The sequence below is a fragment of the Caballeronia sp. Lep1P3 genome, assembly GCF_022879595.1.
In the GTDB taxonomy this organism is placed as follows: domain Bacteria; phylum Pseudomonadota; class Gammaproteobacteria; order Burkholderiales; family Burkholderiaceae; genus Caballeronia.
Genome location: NZ_CP084265.1, coordinates 1,732,492 through 1,750,850, shown reverse-complemented (window position 1 = coordinate 1,750,850; position 18,359 = coordinate 1,732,492). Strand labels below are relative to the sequence as shown.

Here is an 18,359-nt window from a genome sequence, read left to right as displayed (position 1 = left end):
GTAACGTGAGGAACACTTTGCGAACCGGTAAGCTTTCGAAACATGCGGCGCTCGCGCTCGCGTTGTCGATGGTCCTCGGCCTGGGCGCGGTCGCGAAAGCGGACGCTCAGGAAGCGCGCATCGCAGCGGTCAATTCCGATCGCATCCTGCGCGAGTCGTCGGCGGCGAAGGCCGCGCAGACGAAGCTGGAACAGGAGTTCTCCAAGCGCGACAAGGCGCTGCAGGACATGGCGCAGCGGCTCAAGGCGATGTCGGACAACATCGACAAGAACGGCCCGTCGATGGCGCCGACCGACCGCGCCGCGCGTCAACGCGATCTCGCGCAGCTCGACACCGACTTCCAGCGCAAGCAGCGTGAATTCCGCGAAGACCTCAATCAGCGCCGCAACGAAGAACTGGCGGCGGTGCTGGATCGCGCGAACAAGGTCATCAAGCAGATTGCCGAGCAGCAGCATTACGATCTGATCGTGCAGGAAGCGGTCTACGTGAGCCCGCGCATCGACATTACCGATCAGGTGCTGAAGGCGCTCGCAGCCACGACGCAGAACGGCGGCGCGAGCCCGAACTGACGAGGAGTTCTCATACGCATGGCATCAGGCATGGCGATCACGCTCGACGAACTGGTCAAGCGCTTTGGCGGCGAGGTGGTCGGCCAGGGCGCGCATCGCGTCGAAGGCCTTGCGCCGCTCGACAAGGCCGGGCCCGCGCAGCTCGCGTTCCTCGCGAATCAGAAGTATCTGCCGCAGGTCGAAACGACCCGCGCGGGCGCCGTCCTCATTTCGCGCGCGGATCTCGACAAGCTCGCGACGCCGCGCGCGGACAGTAATTTCATCGTCACGCCGAATCCTTACGCCTATTTCGCGCGCGTCGCGCAGGCGTTCATCGATCTGACGGCGCCGAAAGCGATACCGGGCGTGCATCCGACCGCGTACATCGATCCGGCCGCGAAAGTCGCGGCGAGCGCGGTCATCGGGCCGCACGTCAGCGTGGAAGCGGGCGCGGTCGTCGGCGAGCGCGTGAAGCTGAACGCGGGCGTTTCGATTGGCCGCGGCGTGACGCTCGGCGATGATGTGCATCTGTATCCCAACGTCACCGTCTATCATGGTTGCAAGTTGGGCGCGCGCGTGATCGTTCACGCGGGCTCGGTGATCGGCGCGGACGGTTTCGGATTCGCGCCGGATTTCGTCGGTGAAGGCGATGCGCGCACCGGAAGCTGGGTGAAGATTCCGCAGGTCGGCGCGGTGAATATCGGCGACGACGTGGAAATCGGCGCGAATACGACGATCGATCGCGGCGCAATGGCCGATACGGTCATCGAAGAAAGCGTGAAGATCGACAATCTGGTGCAGATCGGACACAACTGCCGCATCGGCGCGTACACGGTCATCGCCGGTTGCTCGGGCATCGCGGGCAGCACGAACATCGGGCGGCATTGCATGATCGGCGGGGCAGTGGGCATCGCGGGTCACGTCACGCTGGCGGATTACGTGATCGTCACCGCGCAGTCGGGCGTGTCGAAATCGCTCAACAAGCCCGGCATGTACACGAGCGCGTTCCCCGCGGTGAGCCACGCCGACTGGAACAAGAGCGCGGCGCTCGTGCGCAATCTGGACAAGCTGCGCGATCGCATCAAGGCGCTCGAAGCCGCGCTGGACGACAAAAAGAGCGATGATGCCTGAGCGCCTGGCCGCATAGCCGGCGCGCACGCAATCACCGGGCGACACAAGGACAGTTTTTCACGCGGGCGCACGGCGTCCGCAGTCACTATCGCGCACGAGACGCGCGTGAGCAGAACGACCATGAGCACAGAAAAAATCAACCTCGATATCCATAAGATCCTCACGCTGCTGCCGCATCGCTATCCGATCCTGCTCGTGGACCGCGTGCTCGAACTCGAGCCGCACAAGAGCATCAAAGCGCTGAAGAACGTGACGATCAACGAGCCGTTTTTCCAGGGACACTTCCCGACGCGGCCCGTGATGCCCGGCGTGCTGATTCTCGAAGCGCTCGCGCAAACCGCGGCGCTCCTCACTTTCGCCGAAGAGCCGCACGATCCGACGACCACGCTGTATTACTTCGTCGGCATCGATGGCGCGCGCTTCAAGCGCGTGGTGGAGCCGGGCGATCAACTGATCCTCAACGTCGACTTCGAACGGTACATGCGAGGCATCTGGAAGTTCAAGGCGCGCGCCGAAGTGGATGGCGTGGTGGCCGCGGAAGCCGTGCTGATGTGTACCGTGAAGAACACGGACGCGAGCGCGTAATCGCCCGCGTAATCGGGCGACGCGGCATGGAAACACAGCATTCAGAGGCGAGGCGCATGACCATCATTCACCCCACCGCGATCATCGAGCCGGGCGCGCAACTGGACGATTCCGTCGAGATCGGCCCGTATGCGATCGTCGGCGCGCATGTCGTCATCGGCGCGGGCACGACCATCGGTTCGCATAGCGTGATCGAGGGGCACACGACCATCGGGCGCGATAACCGCATCGGCCATTACGCGTCGGTCGGCGGCCGTCCGCAGGACATGAAGTACAAGGACGAGCCGACGCGGCTGGAAATCGGTGACCGCAATACCATCCGCGAATTCACCACGCTGCATACCGGCACGGTGCAGGATCAGGGCTTGACGTCGATCGGCGACGACTGCTGGATCATGGCTTACGTGCATGTCGGCCATGATTGCCGTCTAGGCAACAACGTCATCATGTCGAGCAACGCGCAGCTCGCGGGGCACGTCACGGTGGGCGACCACGCGATCGTCGGCGGCATGTCGGGCGTGCACCAGTTCGTGCGCATCGGCGCGCATTCGATGCTCGGCGGCGCGTCCGCGCTCGTGCAGGACGTGCCGCCGTTCGTCATCGCGGCGGGCAACAAGGCGGAGCCGCACGGCATCAACGTGGAGGGCCTGCGTCGCCGTGGCTTCACGCCCGACGCCATTTCCGCGTTGCGTTCGGCGTATCGCATCGTCTACAAGAGCGGCCTGTCGCTCGAGGAAGCCAAGGCGCAACTCAGGGAACTGAGCACGGCGGGCGGCGAGGGCGACGCACCCGTCAAGGCATTCACCGACTTCATCGCGACGTCGCAGCGCGGCATCATCCGCTGAACGCAATTCCTAGATGACGCTCATCACCACTGCACCGCGTATCGCGATGGTCGCGGGCGAGCCTTCCGGCGACTTGCTCGCGGCTTCGCTGCTCAAAGGGCTGCAAGAGCGGCTGCCGGCCGGCACGCGTTACAGCGGCATCGGCGGGCCGCGCATGACATCGGCGGGCTTCGAAGCGCACTGGCCGATGGACAAGCTCACCGTGCGCGGCTATGTCGAAGCGCTGCGGCACATTCCCGAAATTCTCGGCATTCGCAACGAAATCAAGCGCCAGTTGTTGGCGGAGCCGCCGTCGGTGTTTATCGGCGTGGACGCGCCGGATTTCAACTTCGGGCTGGAGCAGCCGCTGCGCGAAGCGGGCATTCCGACGGTGCATTTCGTGTGTCCGTCGATCTGGGCGTGGCGCGGCGGGCGCATCAAGAAGATCGTGAAGGCCGTCGATCACATGCTCTGCGTGTTTCCGTTCGAAACGGCGCTGCTCGAAAAATCGGGCGTGAAGGCGAGCTATGTCGGCCATCCGCTCGCCGATGAAATCCCGCTCGAACCGGATGTCGCGGGCGCGCGGCGTGAACTGGGCATCACGGAAGGCGGCCCGGTGATCGCGGTGCTTCCTGGCAGCCGCCGTTCCGAGATCGCGCTGATCGGCCCGACCTTTTTCGACGCGATGGAACTGATGCAGCTTCGCGAGCCGGGCGTGCGTTTTCTGATGCCCGCCGCGAATCCGGCGCTGCGCGAGTTGCTGCAGCCGCTCGTGGCCGCGCATCCGCACCTGTCGCTGACCATTACCGATGGCCGCGCGCAAGCCGCCATGACCGCCGCGGACGCGATACTCGTGAAAAGCGGGACGGTCACGCTGGAGGCCGCGCTGCTCAAGAAGCCGATGGTGATTTCGTACAAGGTGCCCTGGCTCACCGGGCAGATCATGAAGCGGCAGGGGTATTTGCCCTACGTGGGCTTGCCGAACATTCTGGCGGGGCGTTTCGTCGTGCCGGAAATTCTCCAGCACTTCGCGACACCCGAAGCGCTCGCCGACGCCACGCTGAAACAGTTGAACGACGACGCAAACCGCCGTACCCTGACCGAGATTTTCACCGACATGCACATCGCGCTGCGCCAGAACACGTCGCAGCGAGCGGCCGAAGCCGTGGCGCGGGTGCTCGAATCGCGGAGGCCGTCATGAAAGCGGCGAAACGTTCGGCGCAGCACGGCCTCGACTTCAGTTCGCCGTTCGACATCGTGTGCGGCGTGGACGAAGCCGGGCGCGGGCCGCTCGCCGGGCCGGTGGTCGCGGCGGCGGTCATCTTCGATCCCGCGAAACCGCGCATCAACGGATTGGACGATTCCAAAGCGCTGTCCGCGAAGAGGCGCGAGGAGCTGTTCGAGAAGATCGTCGATCGCGCGCTCGCTTATTGCATCGCATCCGCGAGCGTGGAGGAGATCGACACGATCAACATCCTGCACGCGTCGATGCTCGCGATGAAGCGCGCGGTGGAAGGCTTGTCCGTCGCGCCGACGCTCGTGAAGGTGGACGGCAACCGCTGCCCGATGCTGTCGATTCGCTCGGAAGCGGTCATCGGCGGCGACGCGCTCGTCAAGCAGATCTCGGCGGCGTCGATTCTCGCGAAGGTCACGCGCGACCGCATGCTCGTCGAGTTGCACGAAGTGCATCCGATGTATGGATTCAACGTTCATTCCGGCTATGGCACGCCGCAGCACCTCGCGGCGCTGCGCGAGCATGGCCCGTGCGAGCATCATCGCCGCTCGTTTGCGCCGGTGCGTGAGGCGCATATCCGCTTCGGCTCCGTGTTGCCCGACATTGCGCCCGAAGTCATCCAGGCCGCCGCCGCGCTCGATGCCGACGCCGACGCGCTTCCGTTCTGAGCGGCCTCGCCGTTTCATTCCAACGTGAAATCCATCACTTCGCGGGACAATCCGCTCTACAAGCGCCTGAAGGCGCTCGCCGGCTCGACCGCGCAGCAGCGCAGAAGCGGCCACGCGCTGCTCGAAGGGCTGCATCTGGCCGCCGCTTATCTCGATGCGGCCGGCCAACCGGAAACCTGCGTCGTCACCGAGGGCGCGCTCGCGCACGCGGAGGCACGCGATATCGTCGCGCGCATCGAGGACAAGCGTGTGATGGTTCTACCGGACGCGCTCTTCGGGCAGCTTTCGAGCGTCGTGCACGGCGTCGGCATGTTGCTGCTGGTCGAGAAAATCGAAGCCGCGTGGCCGGAGCGAGTCGGCGATACGTGCGTGATTCTCGACGGCGTACAGGACGCCGGCAATGTCGGCTCGATTCTGCGCAGCGCGGCCGCCGCGGGCATCGCGCGTGTGTTCTGCGCGCCGGGGACCGCGTATGCGTGGTCGTCGAAGGTGCTGCGCTCGGGCATGGGCGCGCATTTTCTGCTGGATGTATTCGAAGACGTCGAGCCCGCCGATCTGATCGCGCGGCTCGACGTGCCCGTGACGATCACCGATTCTCACGGCGCGGTGGCCATCTACGATTGCAATCTCGCGTCGCCGCTCGCGTGGGTGTTCGGCAACGAAGGCGCGGGCGTTTCGCAGATATGGCGCGATGCCGTCACGCACCGCGTCACGATCCCGCAGCCCGGCGGCATGGAATCGCTCAACGTCGCGGCTGCCGCGGCGATCTGTCTTTTCGAACAGTGCCGCCAGCAGCGCGGACTCAATCGCTGACTCGATCGCTGACTCAATAATACGAAGGCCGTTCCGGCTTGATTTCCTGAAGAATCGTCGTGGCGATTTCCTCGATCGACTTGTGCGTCGACGAGAGCCACTTGACGCCTTCGCGCTTCATCATGCTTTCCGCCTCGTTGATCTCATAGCGGCAGTTCTCCAGCGCGGCGTACTTGCTTCCCGGTCGGCGCTCGTTGCGAATCTCGGCGAGCCGCTGCGGGTCGATCGACAGCCCGAACATCTTGTCGCGATGCTCGAGAAGCGGCGTCGGCAGCTTGCCGCGTTCGAAGTCTTCCGGAATCAGCGGATAGTTCGCTGCCTTGACGCCGTATTGCATGGCGAGATAGAGGCTCGTCGGCGTCTTGCCGCTGCGCGACACGCCGACCAGAATCACGTCCGCTTCGGTCAGATTGCGGTTCGACTGGCCGTCGTCGTGCGCGAGCGAGAAGTTGATCGCCTCGATGCGATTCTTGTATTCCTCGGTATCCGCGTTCTGGTGAACCCGGCCCATTGCGTGCGTCGACTTGATATCCAGTTCGATCTCGAGCGGCTCGATGAAGGTCTGGAACATGTCGAGCACGAGCGCGTTGCAGCGCTTGACGATCTCGTTGGACGCGCTGTCCACGAGCGTCGTGAAGACGATCGGGCGCCGGCCATCGAGGGACACGACCTCGTTGATCTTCTCGACGGTGGCATGCGCCTTGTCGATGGAATCGACGAACGGCACGCGCACGAGCCGGAACTTTTGGTCGAACTGGGCGAGGATCGAATGCGCGAACGTTTCGGCGGTGATCCCGGTACCGTCGGAAACGATGAATACGGAAGGCGGCATCGGCGGGTGAACCAGTGGGAACGAGTTGGGAGCGGTGTGCTCAAACGGTAACGCCAGGCGTCCGGCGTGCATGCAAAGGCCTGTGTTACATTGGGCGGCCCTAGCGTGTGCAGGCGAACATGAGGCGTCAAAGACCTTGATTTTGCCGTGGAATTACTGTCTGTGCCGAGACAAAATCAAGAATCGGCACGGTAGAATAGCGGCAAACCTGTTCGATAAGCAATTGCGGACAATTTGAGCCGGATTTTCGTCGATTTACCGGTAGTTGTGGGTTTTTGCCGCACGAACCCGCCGCAACCGGTCGAAATCGTCGTTCGGATCAAGCGTTGAGCGAAGGCTTATCAAACAGGTTGCACGAGATGCGGCGGCGCTTCCAATGAGCGCCCCGCATGCGAGCCCACTCGTGCAATCGTGAATTCCATCCACCTTAGGGGCTTGTATGACTAACGCAGTCAATGTTGCGAACGATGTCGCAAAGGATCAGGCGTATGTAGTTCCATTCGAGCAGTTGCGAATGATCGACGTGGAGATCGTCGGTGGCAAGAACGCGTCGCTCGGCGAAATGATCAGCCAGCTTTCCGAAGCCGGCGTCAGCGTGCCGACGGGCTTTGCCACCACCGCGCTCGCGTTTCGCGATTTTCTCCAGCATAACGACCTGACCGATCGCATCGCCAAGCGTCTCGAGACGCTCGACGTCGACGACGTGAAGGCGCTCGCCGAAGCGGGCAAGGAAATCCGTCAGTGGATCGTCGACGCGCCGCTGCAGCCGCGTCTCGAAGACGAAATCCGCCGTCAGTTCGAAGTCTTGCAAAAGGGCTCGCCGGAAGAGCTTTCGTTCGCCGTGCGTTCGTCGGCAACAGCGGAAGACTTGCCCGACGCATCGTTCGCGGGTCAGCAGGAAAGCTATCTGAACGTGGTCGGCGTCGAAGACGTGCTCGATCGCATGAAGCACGTTTTCGCGTCGCTCTACAATGACCGCGCCATCTCCTATCGCGTCCACAAGGGCTTCACGCATGCCGAAGTCGCGTTGTCGGCGGGCGTGCAGCGCATGGTCCGCTCGGACGTCGGCGCGGCGGGCGTGATGTTCACGATCGACACCGAATCCGGCTTCAAGGAAACGGTGTTCATCACGTCGAGCTACGGCCTCGGTGAGACCGTCGTGCAGGGCGCGGTCAATCCGGACGAGTTCCACGTTTTCAAGACCACGCTCGAACAGGGCAAGTACCCGATCATCCGCCGCTCCATCGGCTCCAAGCTCATCAAGATGGAGTTCACGCAGCCGGGCGAGCCGGGCCGCGTGAAGACCGTCGATGTCGCGCACGAGCAGCGCAACCGCTTCTCGATCTCGGACGAAGACGTGATCGAGCTGGCGAGATACGCGGTCATCATCGAGAAGCACTATCAGCGTCCGATGGACATCGAGTGGGGCAAGGACGGCCGCGACGGCAAGCTGTTCATTCTCCAGGCGCGTCCCGAAACGGTGAAGAGCCAGGCCGCGGGCAAGGCCGAAATGCGCTTCAAGCTGAAAGGGCAATCGAACGTGGTGGCTACGGGCCGTGCGATCGGCCAGAAGATCGGAGCGGGCCCCGTGCGCGTGATCTACGATCCGTCCGAGATGGAACGCGTGCAGCCGGGCGACGTGCTCGTCGCGGACATGACCGACCCGAACTGGGAACCGGTGATGAAGCGCGCATCGGCCATCGTGACGAACCGCGGCGGGCGCACCTGCCACGCGGCGATCATCGCGCGTGAGCTGGGCGTGCCGGCGGTGGTCGGCTGCGGCGACGCAACGGACGTGCTGAAGGACGGCGCGCTCGTCACCGTGTCGTGCGCGGAAGGCGACGAAGGCAAGATCTACGACGGCCTGCTCGAAACCGAAGTGACCGAAGTCCAGCGCGGCGAACTGCCGGAGATTCCGGTCAAGATCATGATGAACGTCGGCAATCCGCAACTCGCGTTCGACTTCGCGCAGTTGCCGAACGCGGGCGTCGGTCTCGCGCGGCTCGAGTTCATCATCAACAACAACATCGGCGTGCATCCGAAGGCGATTCTGGAGTACCCGAACGTCGATGCGGATCTCAAGAAGGCGGTCGAAAGCGTCGCGCGCGGTCATGCGTCGCCGCGTGCGTTCTACGTCGACAAGCTGACCGAAGGCATCGCCACCATTGCGGCGGCGTTTTATCCGAAGCCCGTCATCGTGCGTCTGTCGGACTTCAAGTCGAACGAGTACAAGAAGCTGATCGGCGGTTCGCGCTACGAGCCGGACGAAGAGAACCCGATGCTCGGCTTCCGTGGCGCGTCGCGCTATATCGCGGAAGACTTCGCCGAGGCGTTCCATATGGAGTGCATCGCGCTCAAGAAGGTGCGCGAGGAGATGGGCCTCGACAACGTCGAAATCATGGTGCCGTTCGTTCGCACGCTGAAGCAGGCGGAGCGCGTGGTCGGGCTGCTGGAGAAGTTCGGCCTGAAGCGCGGCGTCAACGGTCTCAAGCTCGTGATGATGTGCGAGGTGCCGAGCAACGCGATTCTCGCCGAACAGTTCCTGCAGTACTTCGACGGCTTCTCGATCGGTTCGAACGATCTGACGCAGTTGACGCTCGGCCTCGACCGCGACTCGGGCATGGAACTGCTCGCGGCCGACTTCGACGAGCGCGACGAAGCCGTGCAGTTCATGCTCAAGCGCGCCATCGAAACGTGCCTCAAGCTGAACAAGTACGTGGGCATCTGCGGTCAGGGTCCGTCGGATCATCCGGACCTCGCCGAGTGGCTGGCGAAGCAGGGCATCGAATCGATGTCGCTGAATCCGGACACGATCATCGACACCTGGAATCAGCTCGCGACGACCTTGTCAAAATAAGTGCGTCGCGGCTTTCCCGATGCTTTCGGTGAGACGCCGCATGCTATAAAAAACACCCCGGACTTTCCGGGGTGTTTTCGTTTGGAGACTGGCATGGCGACCAATGGACTCATCTGGTGGATTGCAGCCGGCGCGCTGATCGTCACCGAGCTTTTCACCGGCACCTTTTATCTGTTGATGATCGCGCTCGGGCTGATCGCGGGCGGCATTGCGTTCGCGGTCGGGCTCGCGCTGCATGTGCAGCTTGGCGTGGCGGCGCTGGTCGCGCTGATCGCTGTCGTCGCGCTGCGCCGTTCGCGCTTCGGAAGCTGGAAGCGGCGCGATGCTTCGCGCGATTCCGCGGTGAATCTCGATATCGGCGCGACGCTGGAAGTCGCCGAATGGCACGATGGCCGCGCCCGCGCGATGTATCGAGGCGCACAGTGGGATGTCGAGCTTGCGCCGGGCGAATCGGAAGGCGCGCGCTGGTACCGCATCACCGCGCTCGACGGAAGCCGGCTCGTGGTCGCCGCCAAACGCTGAACACGCACGTCCGCTATAGAACCGAAGGAGTCACACAATGATTTACGCCGCTGTCCTGCTCGTGATCGCAATCGTGATCGTGGTCAATACCGTTAAGATCGTCCCGCAGCAGCACGCGTGGGTGCTGGAACGGCTCGGGCGCTACCACGGTACGCTTACGCCCGGTCTCAACATCGTGCTGCCGTTCGTCGATCGCATCGCGTACAAGCACGTCCTCAAGGAGATCCCGCTCGACGTGCCGAGCCAGGTTTGCATCACGCGCGACAACACGCAGCTTCAGGTCGACGGCGTCCTGTATTTCCAGGTCACAGACCCGATGAAGGCATCGTATGGATCGAGCAACTTCGTGCTCGCCATCACGCAGCTTTCGCAGACGACGCTGCGTTCGGTCATCGGCAAACTGGAACTGGACAAGACGTTCGAGGAGCGCAATTTCATCAACCAGAGCATCGTCAATTCGCTCGATGAAGCCGCGTCGAACTGGGGCGTGAAGGTGCTGCGCTACGAGATCAAGGACCTGACGCCGCCCAAGGAAATTCTCCACGCGATGCAGGCGCAGATCACCGCCGAGCGCGAAAAGCGCGCGCTGATCGCGGCATCGGAAGGGCGCAAGCAGGAGCAGATCAACCTCGCGTCGGGTGCGCGCGAAGCCGCGATCCAGAAGTCGGAAGGCGAGCGTCAGGCGGCGATCAATCAGGCGCAGGGCGAGGCATCGGCGATTCTGGCCGTCGCGGAAGCGAATGCGCAGGCCATCGAGAAGATCGGCACGGCTATTCAGGCGGCGGGCGGCATGCAGGCCGTGAACCTCAAGGTCGCGGAACAGTATGTGGGCGCGTTCGCGAACATTGCGAAGGCCGGGAATACGCTGATCGTGCCGGGCAACATGTCGGACATGAGCTCGATGATCGCGTCGGCGCTTGCCATCGTGAAAGGCGAGGGCGGCGGGGTTATCAAAAAAGTTTGATGCAGCAATGCAATCGGGGCGCTAAAGAGCGCCCCGATGTGTCTCAACGCGTCGCCGAGCGCATCAGGCGTGCGCGTTCGCGATCCCAATCGCGTTTCTTTTCGGTCTCGCGCTTGTCGTGCAGCTTCTTGCCTTTCGCGAGGCCAATCTCGCACTTCACGCGGCCTTCCTTGTAATGGAAGTTCAGCGGCACGAGTGTGTGCCCGCGTTGCTCGACCTTGCCGATCAGCTTGTCGATCTGCTCGCGATGCAAGAGCAGCTTGCGCGTGCGCACCGGGTCCAGGTTGGCGAACTTCGACGCCTCGGGCAGCGGGCTGATATGCGTGCCGATCAGATACAGCTCGCCGTTCTTGATCACGACATAGCCTTCCTTGATCTGTCCGCGGCCCGCACGCAGCGCCTTGACTTCCCAGCCTTCGAGCACGAGACCGGCCTCGTAGCGTTCCTCGATGAAGTAATCGAAGAAGGCTTTTCTGTTGTCAATGATGCTCATGAATGGAAAGTGCCCAACTCGTTTAAAATCACGATTTTAGCAGCGCGTTGCCCGGCGCACGAAGCCAGACGCCCGGGCCGCATGCGCCGCCACTCATTCAAGCCACCGCTGCGCCCTTATGGCCGACGTCCAGAAAACCGTATTGATCCGCCATTCAGCGGAAGAAATGTTCGACCTCGTCACCGATGTCGCCGACTACCCGAACTTCCTGCCATGGTGCGGCGGCGTCGAAATCGGGCGTCAGGACGAGAGCGGCATGGAAGCGAAGATCGACATCAACTTCAAGGGCATCCGGCAGCACTTCGCGACGCGCAACGTGCAAAAGCGGCCGACGCATATCGATATGGAGTTTCTGAGCGGCCCGTTCAAGAGGTTTACGGGCTATTGGCGCTTCACGCCGTTGCGCGCCGACGCGTGCAAGATCGAGTTCGCGCTGCACTACGAGTTTTCCAATCTGATTCTGGAGAAGATCATTGGGCCGGTGTTCAGCCATATCGCCAACACGTTCGTCGATTCCTTCGTGAAGCGCGCCGACCAGCGTTACGGAAAGAAATGAATCTGCATATCGATGTCTGCTACGGACTGCCCGGCGGCGATAATTTCTTCGCGCACGTCGATCTCGGCGACGGTGCGACCGTGCAGGACGCGATTGCGGCGAGCGGCGTGCTCGCGGCGCATCCGGAAATCGATCTGACGACGCAGAAAGTCGGCGTTTTTGGCAAGCTGAAGACGCTCGACGCAGCGCTCGCGGATTTCGACCGCGTCGAGATTTACCGGCCGCTGAAGGTCGACCCGAAGACGGCGCGCCAGCGCCGCGTCGAGAAAACGCGCAAGGCGGGATCGATCGAAGGGCGCAAGTGGCAGTCGAAGGATTCGCGCTAACGGTGAAGCGCATCAATGCGCCGGTGCTTCTTTCCCATCCGCCGCAGGCTCGACGGCATGTTGCCGCACCGACCAGCTCACGCCCGCGAGCAGCAGCACGATAGCCAGCACTTCCGGCACGCGCGGCCAGCGCCCGTCATAGACAAACGCGTAAAGCAGCGCGAATAGCGTCTCGAAGGCGATCATCTGACCGGAGAGCGTGAGCGGCAGCCGCTTCGACGCCGCGTTCCAGAGCATGTTGCCGAGCCACGATCCGCCGCTCGCCAGCGCAAAACACACGATCCAGTAGAGATGCCAGCGCGCGGCGGGCAGGCTCGCCTGCACGGTGCCGGCGGGCAGCATCCACAGCAGCGCGCCCAGCGCCGCGCCGAGCACGCCGGTGACGATGCCCCACAGCACGGACCATTCGTTGCCGTCGAAGTGGCGATTGGCCTGCAGATAACGCGCGTTGACGACCGCGTACCACGTCCACGACGCGAGCGCGCCGAGCGCGCACGCGAGCCCGGCGATGCGCGTGAGCACGCTCGCGGCCGGCGCGTCGGCGTGATGCGTGAGCACGTCGCGGAATACGTCGAGATTGATGCACGCGATGCCCGCGAGCACGAGCAGGAGCGGCCCGCCGAGCCGCCGCAGATCGACGGCGCCGTGATCGCGCCGCCCGGCGAGCGTGACGGTCACGGGCAGAATGCCGACGATCAGCGACGACGGCGCCACGCCGACCAGTTGCACCGCGCTCGCGAGCAGCACGTAGTACAGCAGATTGCCGACGAGCGCCAGCTTCACGAGCGCGACGACATCGGCGCGCGTGAGCTTTGCCGCGAGCCGCCGCGCGAAGGGCAGCGCGACCGCGAGCGAAACGACGCCGTACATCACGTAGCGCCCGACGCTCAGCGCGAGCGGCGAGAAGTCAGGCAGCAGGCGCGGCGCGAGAAAAATGAACCCCCAGATGGCTCCCGCCAGCATTCCGTACATCACACCGCGCTGCATCGACCGGCTCCCGACTTTCCAATTCCGTGACGGCGCACATTAGCAATGCCGCACTCGCGCGTCTTGTTTAAACGTGCAACGAAGCGGCGTCGACCGGGGTCCGCTTTTTGCGCAGGCATGCCCTAACCTGCTGTTCGGGCAGTGAAAATGCGGGGAACTATCGGTATAATCTGCTTTTGCGCCCATAGGATTTGCCATGCGTCTGATCCAGAAAGCACTCACGTTCGATGATGTGCTCCTCGTGCCCGCGTTCTCCAGCGTTCTTCCCCGCGACACCAGCCTGAAATCGCAGCTGACTCGCAACATCTCCCTGAACATGCCCCTCGTGTCCGCCGCCATGGACACGGTCACCGAAGGCCGGCTCGCCATCGCAATGGCGCAGATGGGCGGCATCGGCATCGTCCACAAGAATCTCACGGCGAAGGAACAGGCGCGCGAAGTCGCCAAGGTCAAGCGTTTCGAATCCGGCGTCGTGCGCGATCCGATCACCGTGCCGCCGCAGATGCGCGTGCGCGATGTCATCGCGCTCACGCAGCAGCACGGCATTTCGGGCTTTCCGGTCGTCGAGGGCGCGCAACTCATCGGCATCGTCACCAACCGCGATCTGCGTTTCGAGGAGCGTCTCGATGAGCCGGTGCGCAACATCATGACGCCGCGCGAGCGTCTCGTGACGGTGCGCGAAGGCACGTCGCTCGCAGAGGCGAAGGCGCTGATGCACAGCCATCGCCTGGAGCGCGTGCTCGTCGTCAACGACGCGTTCGAACTGCGCGGCCTGATGACGGTGAAGGACATCACCAAGCAGACCGAGAATCCGGACGCGTGCAAGGACGAAGACGGCAAGCTGCGCGTGGGCGCGGCGGTCGGCGTGGGTCCCGACAACGAAGAGCGCGTCGACCTGCTCGCGCAGGCGGGCGTGGACGTGATCGTCGTGGATACCGCGCACGGCCATAGCCAGGGCGTGCTGGAACGCGTGCGCTGGGTCAAGCAGAACTATCCGCGCGTGCAGGTCATCGGCGGCAATATCGCGACGGCGGCGGCGGCGAAGGCGCTCGTCGAGTACGGCGCGGATGCCGTGAAGGTCGGCATCGGTCCGGGCTCCATCTGCACCACGCGCATCGTCGCGGGCGTGGGCGTGCCGCAGATCACCGCGATCGCGAACGTGTCGGATGCGCTGCGCGGCAGCGGCGTGCCGGTCATCGCGGACGGCGGCGTGCGCTTCTCCGGCGACGTTTCGAAGGCGCTGGCAGCGGGCGCGAATGTCGTGATGATGGGCAGCATGCTCGCGGGCACCGAAGAGTCGCCCGGCGACGTGTTCCTGTTCCAGGGCCGCCAGTACAAGGCGTATCGCGGCATGGGTTCGGTCGGCGCGATGAAGGACGGCGCGGCGGACCGCTACTTCCAGGACAACTCCGCGAACATCGACAAGCTCGTGCCGGAAGGCATCGAAGGCCGCGTGGCCTACAAGGGCTCGGTCAACGCCATCCTGTTCCAGGTCGTCGGCGGCGTGCGCGCGAGCATGGGCTATTGCGGCTGCCGCACCATCGCGGAACTGCATGAGAAAGCGGAATTCGTGCAGATCACGGCGGCCGGCATGCGCGAATCGCATGTGCATGACGTCCAGATCACGAAGGAAGCGCCGAACTATCACGTCGACTAAACCGGTCGAATAGACCACTGGACTGATCATGAAACCGTTGCTGCGGGTCGTGCTGGTCGTCAATGCCCTTATTTTCGTGGTGTTCGGCGTGCTGTTTCTGCTGACGCCCTGGGCCGGTCTGTACGACGCGCTGCAACTCGGCGCGATGCGCGTCGAGCCCGCGTTCGCCGGGCAACTGCTCGGCATCGCGCTGATCGGTCTGTCGTGGCTCTCGCTGCACGCCGCGATCGACGGCGCGCTGACCGCCGCAGCGGCGAAGGTGTCGGGCCATGTGCAATGGCTGTCGGGCATCGTCGTGCTGGTCTGGTTGCTCGGGCTGCGCGCTCCGGATGTCGATGCGTTGGGGCAGGTCGGTGCGGCGGCCGTCGGTATCGTGCTGCTGGTGCTCGGGCTCGGCAGCGTGAGGCTGTCGTCGGCGGTGCGTCGGCGCGAGCGTGCGGCGCTGGCGGGCGCGGCATCGGCGGAGCGCGCGGAGAAGAAGGCGGCGCAAAAGCACGATGTAAAGCGCGACGGAATGCCAGATGAAGCGCGGCCGCCCGCAACGACGGTTGCGCCGCCGCCCGATATCGCCACGCGCCCGACGGCGCGCGCGCCGGGTGCGACGGCCATCGATCCCGCAACCGGGCGCACGGTCGAAGCGCCGGTTGGCGCATCGGCGAGCGCAACGCCGCTGCGCTCGCGCACCGAAGCCGGCGTGGTCGATCCGGTCACGGGCCGCACCATCGATCCGCAGACGGGCCGCGAGATCGACCCGGTCACCGGAAAGCGCATCGATCCGGTGATAGGCGGCGATATCGATCCGGCAACGGGCCGTCGCGTCGATCCGCTCACGGGCCGCGTCGTCCCCGACCCGACCAGCGGCGCGCCGCGCTGACGCCTGCCGCGAGAAGCGTGGCAAGCCAGTCGCGCCAGTCGCGCGCAAGCAGGAAAGACAAGCACGGTCGGCCTTCGCGCCGGCCGTCGATTTATTGGCAGGACGGACCTTGCAGCATCGGGCCGGCATGACATACCACACTCGTTCACTTAGCCTTTGGCCGCAGCCATGCACGACAAAATCCTGATTCTCGATTTCGGCTCTCAAGTCACCCAGCTGATCGCCCGGCGCATCCGCGAGTCGCACGTCTACTCGGAGATTCATCCGTATGACGTCGACGAGACGTTCATCCGCGAGTTCGCGCCGAAGGGCATCATCCTGTCGGGCGGGCCGAATTCGGTCACCGAGGCGAAGTCGCCGCGCGCGCCGCAGATCGTCTTCGACCTCGGCGTGCCGGTGCTCGGCATCTGTTACGGCATGCAGACGATGGCCGATCAGCTCGGCGGCAAGGTGGAACTCGGCAAGGTGCGCGAGTTCGGCTATGCGGAAGTCGAGGCGCTGAATCACACGGGCTTTCTCGAAGGCATCGAAGACTTCACGGATCAGAACGGCGCGTCGATGCTCAAGGTCTGGATGAGCCACGGCGACAAGGTGGCCGACCTGCCGGCCGGTTTCAAGCTGATGGCTTCGACGCCCGCGTGCCCGATCGCCGCGATGGCCGACGACGACCGCCGCTTCTACGGCGTGCAATGGCATCCGGAAGTCACGCATACGGTGCAGGGCCGCGCGATGCTCGACCGTTTCGTGCTCGAACTGTGCGGCGCGCAAGCGGACTGGGAGATGGGCCATTACATCGACGAAGCGGTGGAAAAAATCCGCGCGCAAGTCGGCGGCGAGCATGTGATTCTCGGCTTGTCGGGCGGCGTGGATTCGTCGGTGGCGGCGGCGCTGCTGCATCGCGCGATCGGCGATCAGCTGACCTGCGTGTTCGTCGATCACGGACTCTTGCGCGAAAACGAGGCCGAACAGGTGATGTCCACGTTCGCGGATCACCTCGGCGTGAAGGTCATTCATGTCGATGCGAGCGAAGTGTTCCTCAAGAAGCTTGCGGGCGTGACCGATCCGGAGGCGAAGCGCAAGATCATCGGCGCGGAGTTCGTCGAAGTGTTCCACGCGGAGTCGGAAAAACTGACGGACGCCAAATGGCTCGCGCAGGGCACCATCTATCCGGACGTGATCGAATCGGCGGGCAAGGGCAAGAAGGGCGCGCACACGATCAAGAGCCACCACAACGTCGGCGGGCTGCCCGAGACGCTGAACCTCAAGCTGCTCGAACCGCTGCGCGAACTCTTCAAGGACGAAGTGCGCGAACTGGGCGTGAAGCTCGGCCTGCCGCCCGCGATGGTGTATCGCCATCCGTTCCCCGGTCCCGGCCTTGGCGTGCGCATTCTCGGCGAAGTGAAGCGCGAGTTCGCGGACTTGCTGCGCCGCGCCGATGCGATTTTCATCGAGACGCTGCGCAATACCATCGACAAGGAGACGGGCAAGTCGTGGTACGACCTGACGAGCCAGGCCTTCGCGGTGTTCCTGCCGGTGAAGAGCGTCGGCGTGATGGGCGACGGCCGCACCTACGAGTACGTGGTCGCGCTGCGCGCCGTGCAGACGATGGACTTCATGACCGCGCATTGGGCGCACTTGCCGCACGAACTGCTCGGGCATGTGAGCAACCGCATCATCAATGAAGTGCGCGGGATCAATCGCGTGGTGTACGACATCTCGGGCAAGCCGCCCGCGACGATCGAGTGGGAGTGAGCGCGCTTCCCCCGAACTGAAAGGGAGCGGAACGCATGGCGACGGTTGAAACGCAACGCGTCACCGACTCCCTTTTCTTCGCCGTCTATCCCGATGCCGCCGCCGCCGCGCGCATCGGGAAAGAAGCGGCGCGCGTTCGCGCGGAACACGCGCTGAAGGCGAGGCCCATTCCCGCCGACCGCTTGCACATCACGCTGCATTACCTCGGCGCGTTCGCGGGCGTGCCCGCCGATACCCTCGCGCGGGCGCGAGCCGCTGCCGTATCCATCGCGGCGCCGCCGTTCGACGTGACGCTCGATCGCGTCGAGACCTTCGCGAGCCGCCGTCCGAAGCGCCCGCTCGTAATCGCCGGCGAGCCGAACGCGGGGTTCAGCGCCTTCGTCGATCAACTCGACCGCGCGCTGCAAGCGAACGGCATCTTCGTCAAATCGCATCCCCATTTCATTCCGCACGCGACCTTGCTCTACGATGGGCATCGCGTGGCGCGAGAGGCCATCGAGCCGATCGCATGGACCGTGCGCGAGTTCGCGCTCGTGCAAAGCCTGCTCGGGCGCTCGGAGCATCGCGTGCTGGCACGCTGGCCGCTTGTGGTTTAGCGCCCAGAATTATCGGATTAAACGTTTCGCGAATTTTTCGTCCGGGTTATGGTTGACGGGCTGATGCACGACGCAATCCCGATGGGTAACGCGTATCGCGCATCGCACGATCCAATAACAAGCGCCGCATGCAGGGCCGC

19 protein-coding genes are annotated in these 18,359 nt (G+C 64.0%); 16 read left to right on the top strand and 3 right to left on the bottom strand.

The window, feature by feature from the left end; all coding sequences use genetic code 11:
- Positions 1-68: 68 nt before the first annotated feature.
- The 7 genes from LDZ27_RS08260 to LDZ27_RS08230 all read left to right on the top strand — a co-directional run bounded on the left by LDZ27_RS08260 (position 69) and on the right by LDZ27_RS08230 (position 5,803).
- On the top strand, positions 69-569 hold the full coding sequence (locus LDZ27_RS08260) for an OmpH family outer membrane protein (protein WP_244816089.1): 501 nt from the start codon (positions 69-71) through the stop codon (positions 567-569).
- A 30-nt stretch (positions 570-599) separates the two neighbouring features.
- Entirely contained in the window at positions 600-1,679 is a 1,080-nt protein-coding gene (gene lpxD, locus LDZ27_RS08255; RefSeq protein WP_244816088.1) for a UDP-3-O-(3-hydroxymyristoyl)glucosamine N-acyltransferase, read from the top strand.
- 120 nt (positions 1,680-1,799) lie between these two features.
- The gene (gene fabZ, locus LDZ27_RS08250) at positions 1,800-2,264 is read left to right on the top strand and encodes a 3-hydroxyacyl-ACP dehydratase FabZ (RefSeq protein ID WP_244813638.1); all 465 of its coding nucleotides are present in this window, start codon (positions 1,800-1,802) and stop codon (positions 2,262-2,264) included.
- 56 nt (positions 2,265-2,320) lie between these two features.
- Entirely contained in the window at positions 2,321-3,109 is a 789-nt protein-coding gene (gene lpxA / locus LDZ27_RS08245) for an acyl-ACP--UDP-N-acetylglucosamine O-acyltransferase (RefSeq protein WP_244813637.1), read from the top strand.
- A gap of 13 nt (positions 3,110-3,122) precedes the next feature.
- Entirely contained in the window at positions 3,123-4,289 is a 1,167-nt protein-coding gene (gene lpxB, locus LDZ27_RS08240; protein WP_244813636.1) for a lipid-A-disaccharide synthase, read from the top strand.
- The gene (rnhB, locus tag LDZ27_RS08235) at positions 4,286-4,990 is read left to right on the top strand and encodes a ribonuclease HII (protein ID WP_244813635.1); all 705 of its coding nucleotides are present in this window, start codon (positions 4,286-4,288) and stop codon (positions 4,988-4,990) included. Before lpxB ends, rnhB begins: the two co-directional genes overlap by 4 nt.
- A gap of 24 nt (positions 4,991-5,014) precedes the next feature.
- The gene (locus LDZ27_RS08230; RefSeq protein WP_244813634.1) at positions 5,015-5,803 is read left to right on the top strand and encodes an RNA methyltransferase; all 789 of its coding nucleotides are present in this window, start codon (positions 5,015-5,017) and stop codon (positions 5,801-5,803) included.
- 13 nt (positions 5,804-5,816) lie between these two features.
- Here LDZ27_RS08230 and LDZ27_RS08225 read toward each other — a convergent pair whose 3' ends face one another.
- Entirely contained in the window at positions 5,817-6,635 is an 819-nt protein-coding gene (locus LDZ27_RS08225; protein ID WP_244813633.1) for a pyruvate, water dikinase regulatory protein, read from the bottom strand.
- 439 nt (positions 6,636-7,074) lie between these two features.
- Between LDZ27_RS08225 and ppsA the strand changes: the two genes are divergently transcribed.
- The 3 genes from ppsA (at position 7,075) to LDZ27_RS08210 (ending at position 10,978) form a co-directional block, all read left to right on the top strand.
- On the top strand, positions 7,075-9,492 hold the full coding sequence (ppsA, locus tag LDZ27_RS08220) for a phosphoenolpyruvate synthase (protein ID WP_244813632.1): 2,418 nt from the start codon (positions 7,075-7,077) through the stop codon (positions 9,490-9,492).
- 93 nt (positions 9,493-9,585) lie between these two features.
- Positions 9,586-10,014, top strand: a complete 429-nt coding sequence (locus tag LDZ27_RS08215; protein WP_244813631.1) for an NfeD family protein — start codon at positions 9,586-9,588, stop codon at positions 10,012-10,014.
- A 37-nt stretch (positions 10,015-10,051) separates the two neighbouring features.
- Complete coding sequence (locus tag LDZ27_RS08210; RefSeq protein ID WP_244813630.1) at positions 10,052-10,978, top strand: SPFH domain-containing protein; 927 nt, start codon at positions 10,052-10,054, stop codon at positions 10,976-10,978.
- A gap of 43 nt (positions 10,979-11,021) precedes the next feature.
- Here the strand turns inward: LDZ27_RS08210 and smpB are convergent, their stop codons facing one another.
- Entirely contained in the window at positions 11,022-11,471 is a 450-nt protein-coding gene (gene smpB / locus LDZ27_RS08205; protein WP_244813629.1) for an SsrA-binding protein SmpB, read from the bottom strand.
- A 118-nt stretch (positions 11,472-11,589) separates the two neighbouring features.
- Between smpB and LDZ27_RS08200 the strand changes: the two genes are divergently transcribed.
- Both LDZ27_RS08200 and LDZ27_RS08195 read left to right on the top strand, forming a co-directional pair.
- On the top strand, positions 11,590-12,027 hold the full coding sequence (locus LDZ27_RS08200; RefSeq protein ID WP_244813628.1) for a type II toxin-antitoxin system RatA family toxin: 438 nt from the start codon (positions 11,590-11,592) through the stop codon (positions 12,025-12,027).
- On the top strand, positions 12,024-12,353 hold the full coding sequence (locus tag LDZ27_RS08195; protein ID WP_244813627.1) for an RnfH family protein: 330 nt from the start codon (positions 12,024-12,026) through the stop codon (positions 12,351-12,353). The genes LDZ27_RS08200 and LDZ27_RS08195 overlap by 4 nt, the downstream gene beginning before the upstream one ends.
- 12 nt (positions 12,354-12,365) lie before the next feature.
- Here LDZ27_RS08195 and LDZ27_RS08190 read toward each other — a convergent pair whose 3' ends face one another.
- Positions 12,366-13,340 (bottom strand): DMT family transporter, encoded by a 975-nt coding sequence (locus LDZ27_RS08190; protein ID WP_244813626.1) that lies wholly within the window; start codon positions 13,338-13,340, stop codon positions 12,366-12,368.
- Positions 13,341-13,536: 196 nt separating this feature from the next.
- Here LDZ27_RS08190 and guaB point away from each other — a divergent pair, with 196 nt between their 5' ends.
- The 4 genes from guaB (at position 13,537) to thpR (ending at position 18,219) form a co-directional block, all read left to right on the top strand.
- Positions 13,537-14,997 (top strand): IMP dehydrogenase, encoded by a 1,461-nt coding sequence (guaB, locus tag LDZ27_RS08185; RefSeq protein ID WP_244813625.1) that lies wholly within the window; start codon positions 13,537-13,539, stop codon positions 14,995-14,997.
- Positions 14,998-15,025: 28 nt separating this feature from the next.
- Entirely contained in the window at positions 15,026-15,871 is an 846-nt protein-coding gene (locus LDZ27_RS08180; protein ID WP_244813624.1) for a hypothetical protein, read from the top strand.
- Positions 15,872-16,039: 168 nt separating this feature from the next.
- Complete coding sequence (gene guaA, locus LDZ27_RS08175; RefSeq protein ID WP_244813623.1) at positions 16,040-17,623, top strand: glutamine-hydrolyzing GMP synthase; 1,584 nt, start codon at positions 16,040-16,042, stop codon at positions 17,621-17,623.
- Between the two features lie 35 nt (positions 17,624-17,658).
- Positions 17,659-18,219 carry an RNA 2',3'-cyclic phosphodiesterase gene (thpR, locus tag LDZ27_RS08170; RefSeq protein ID WP_244813622.1) on the top strand — a complete coding sequence of 187 codons (561 nt, stop codon included), beginning with the start codon at positions 17,659-17,661 and terminating at the stop codon, positions 18,217-18,219.
- The last annotated feature ends 140 nt before the right edge of the window (positions 18,220-18,359 follow it).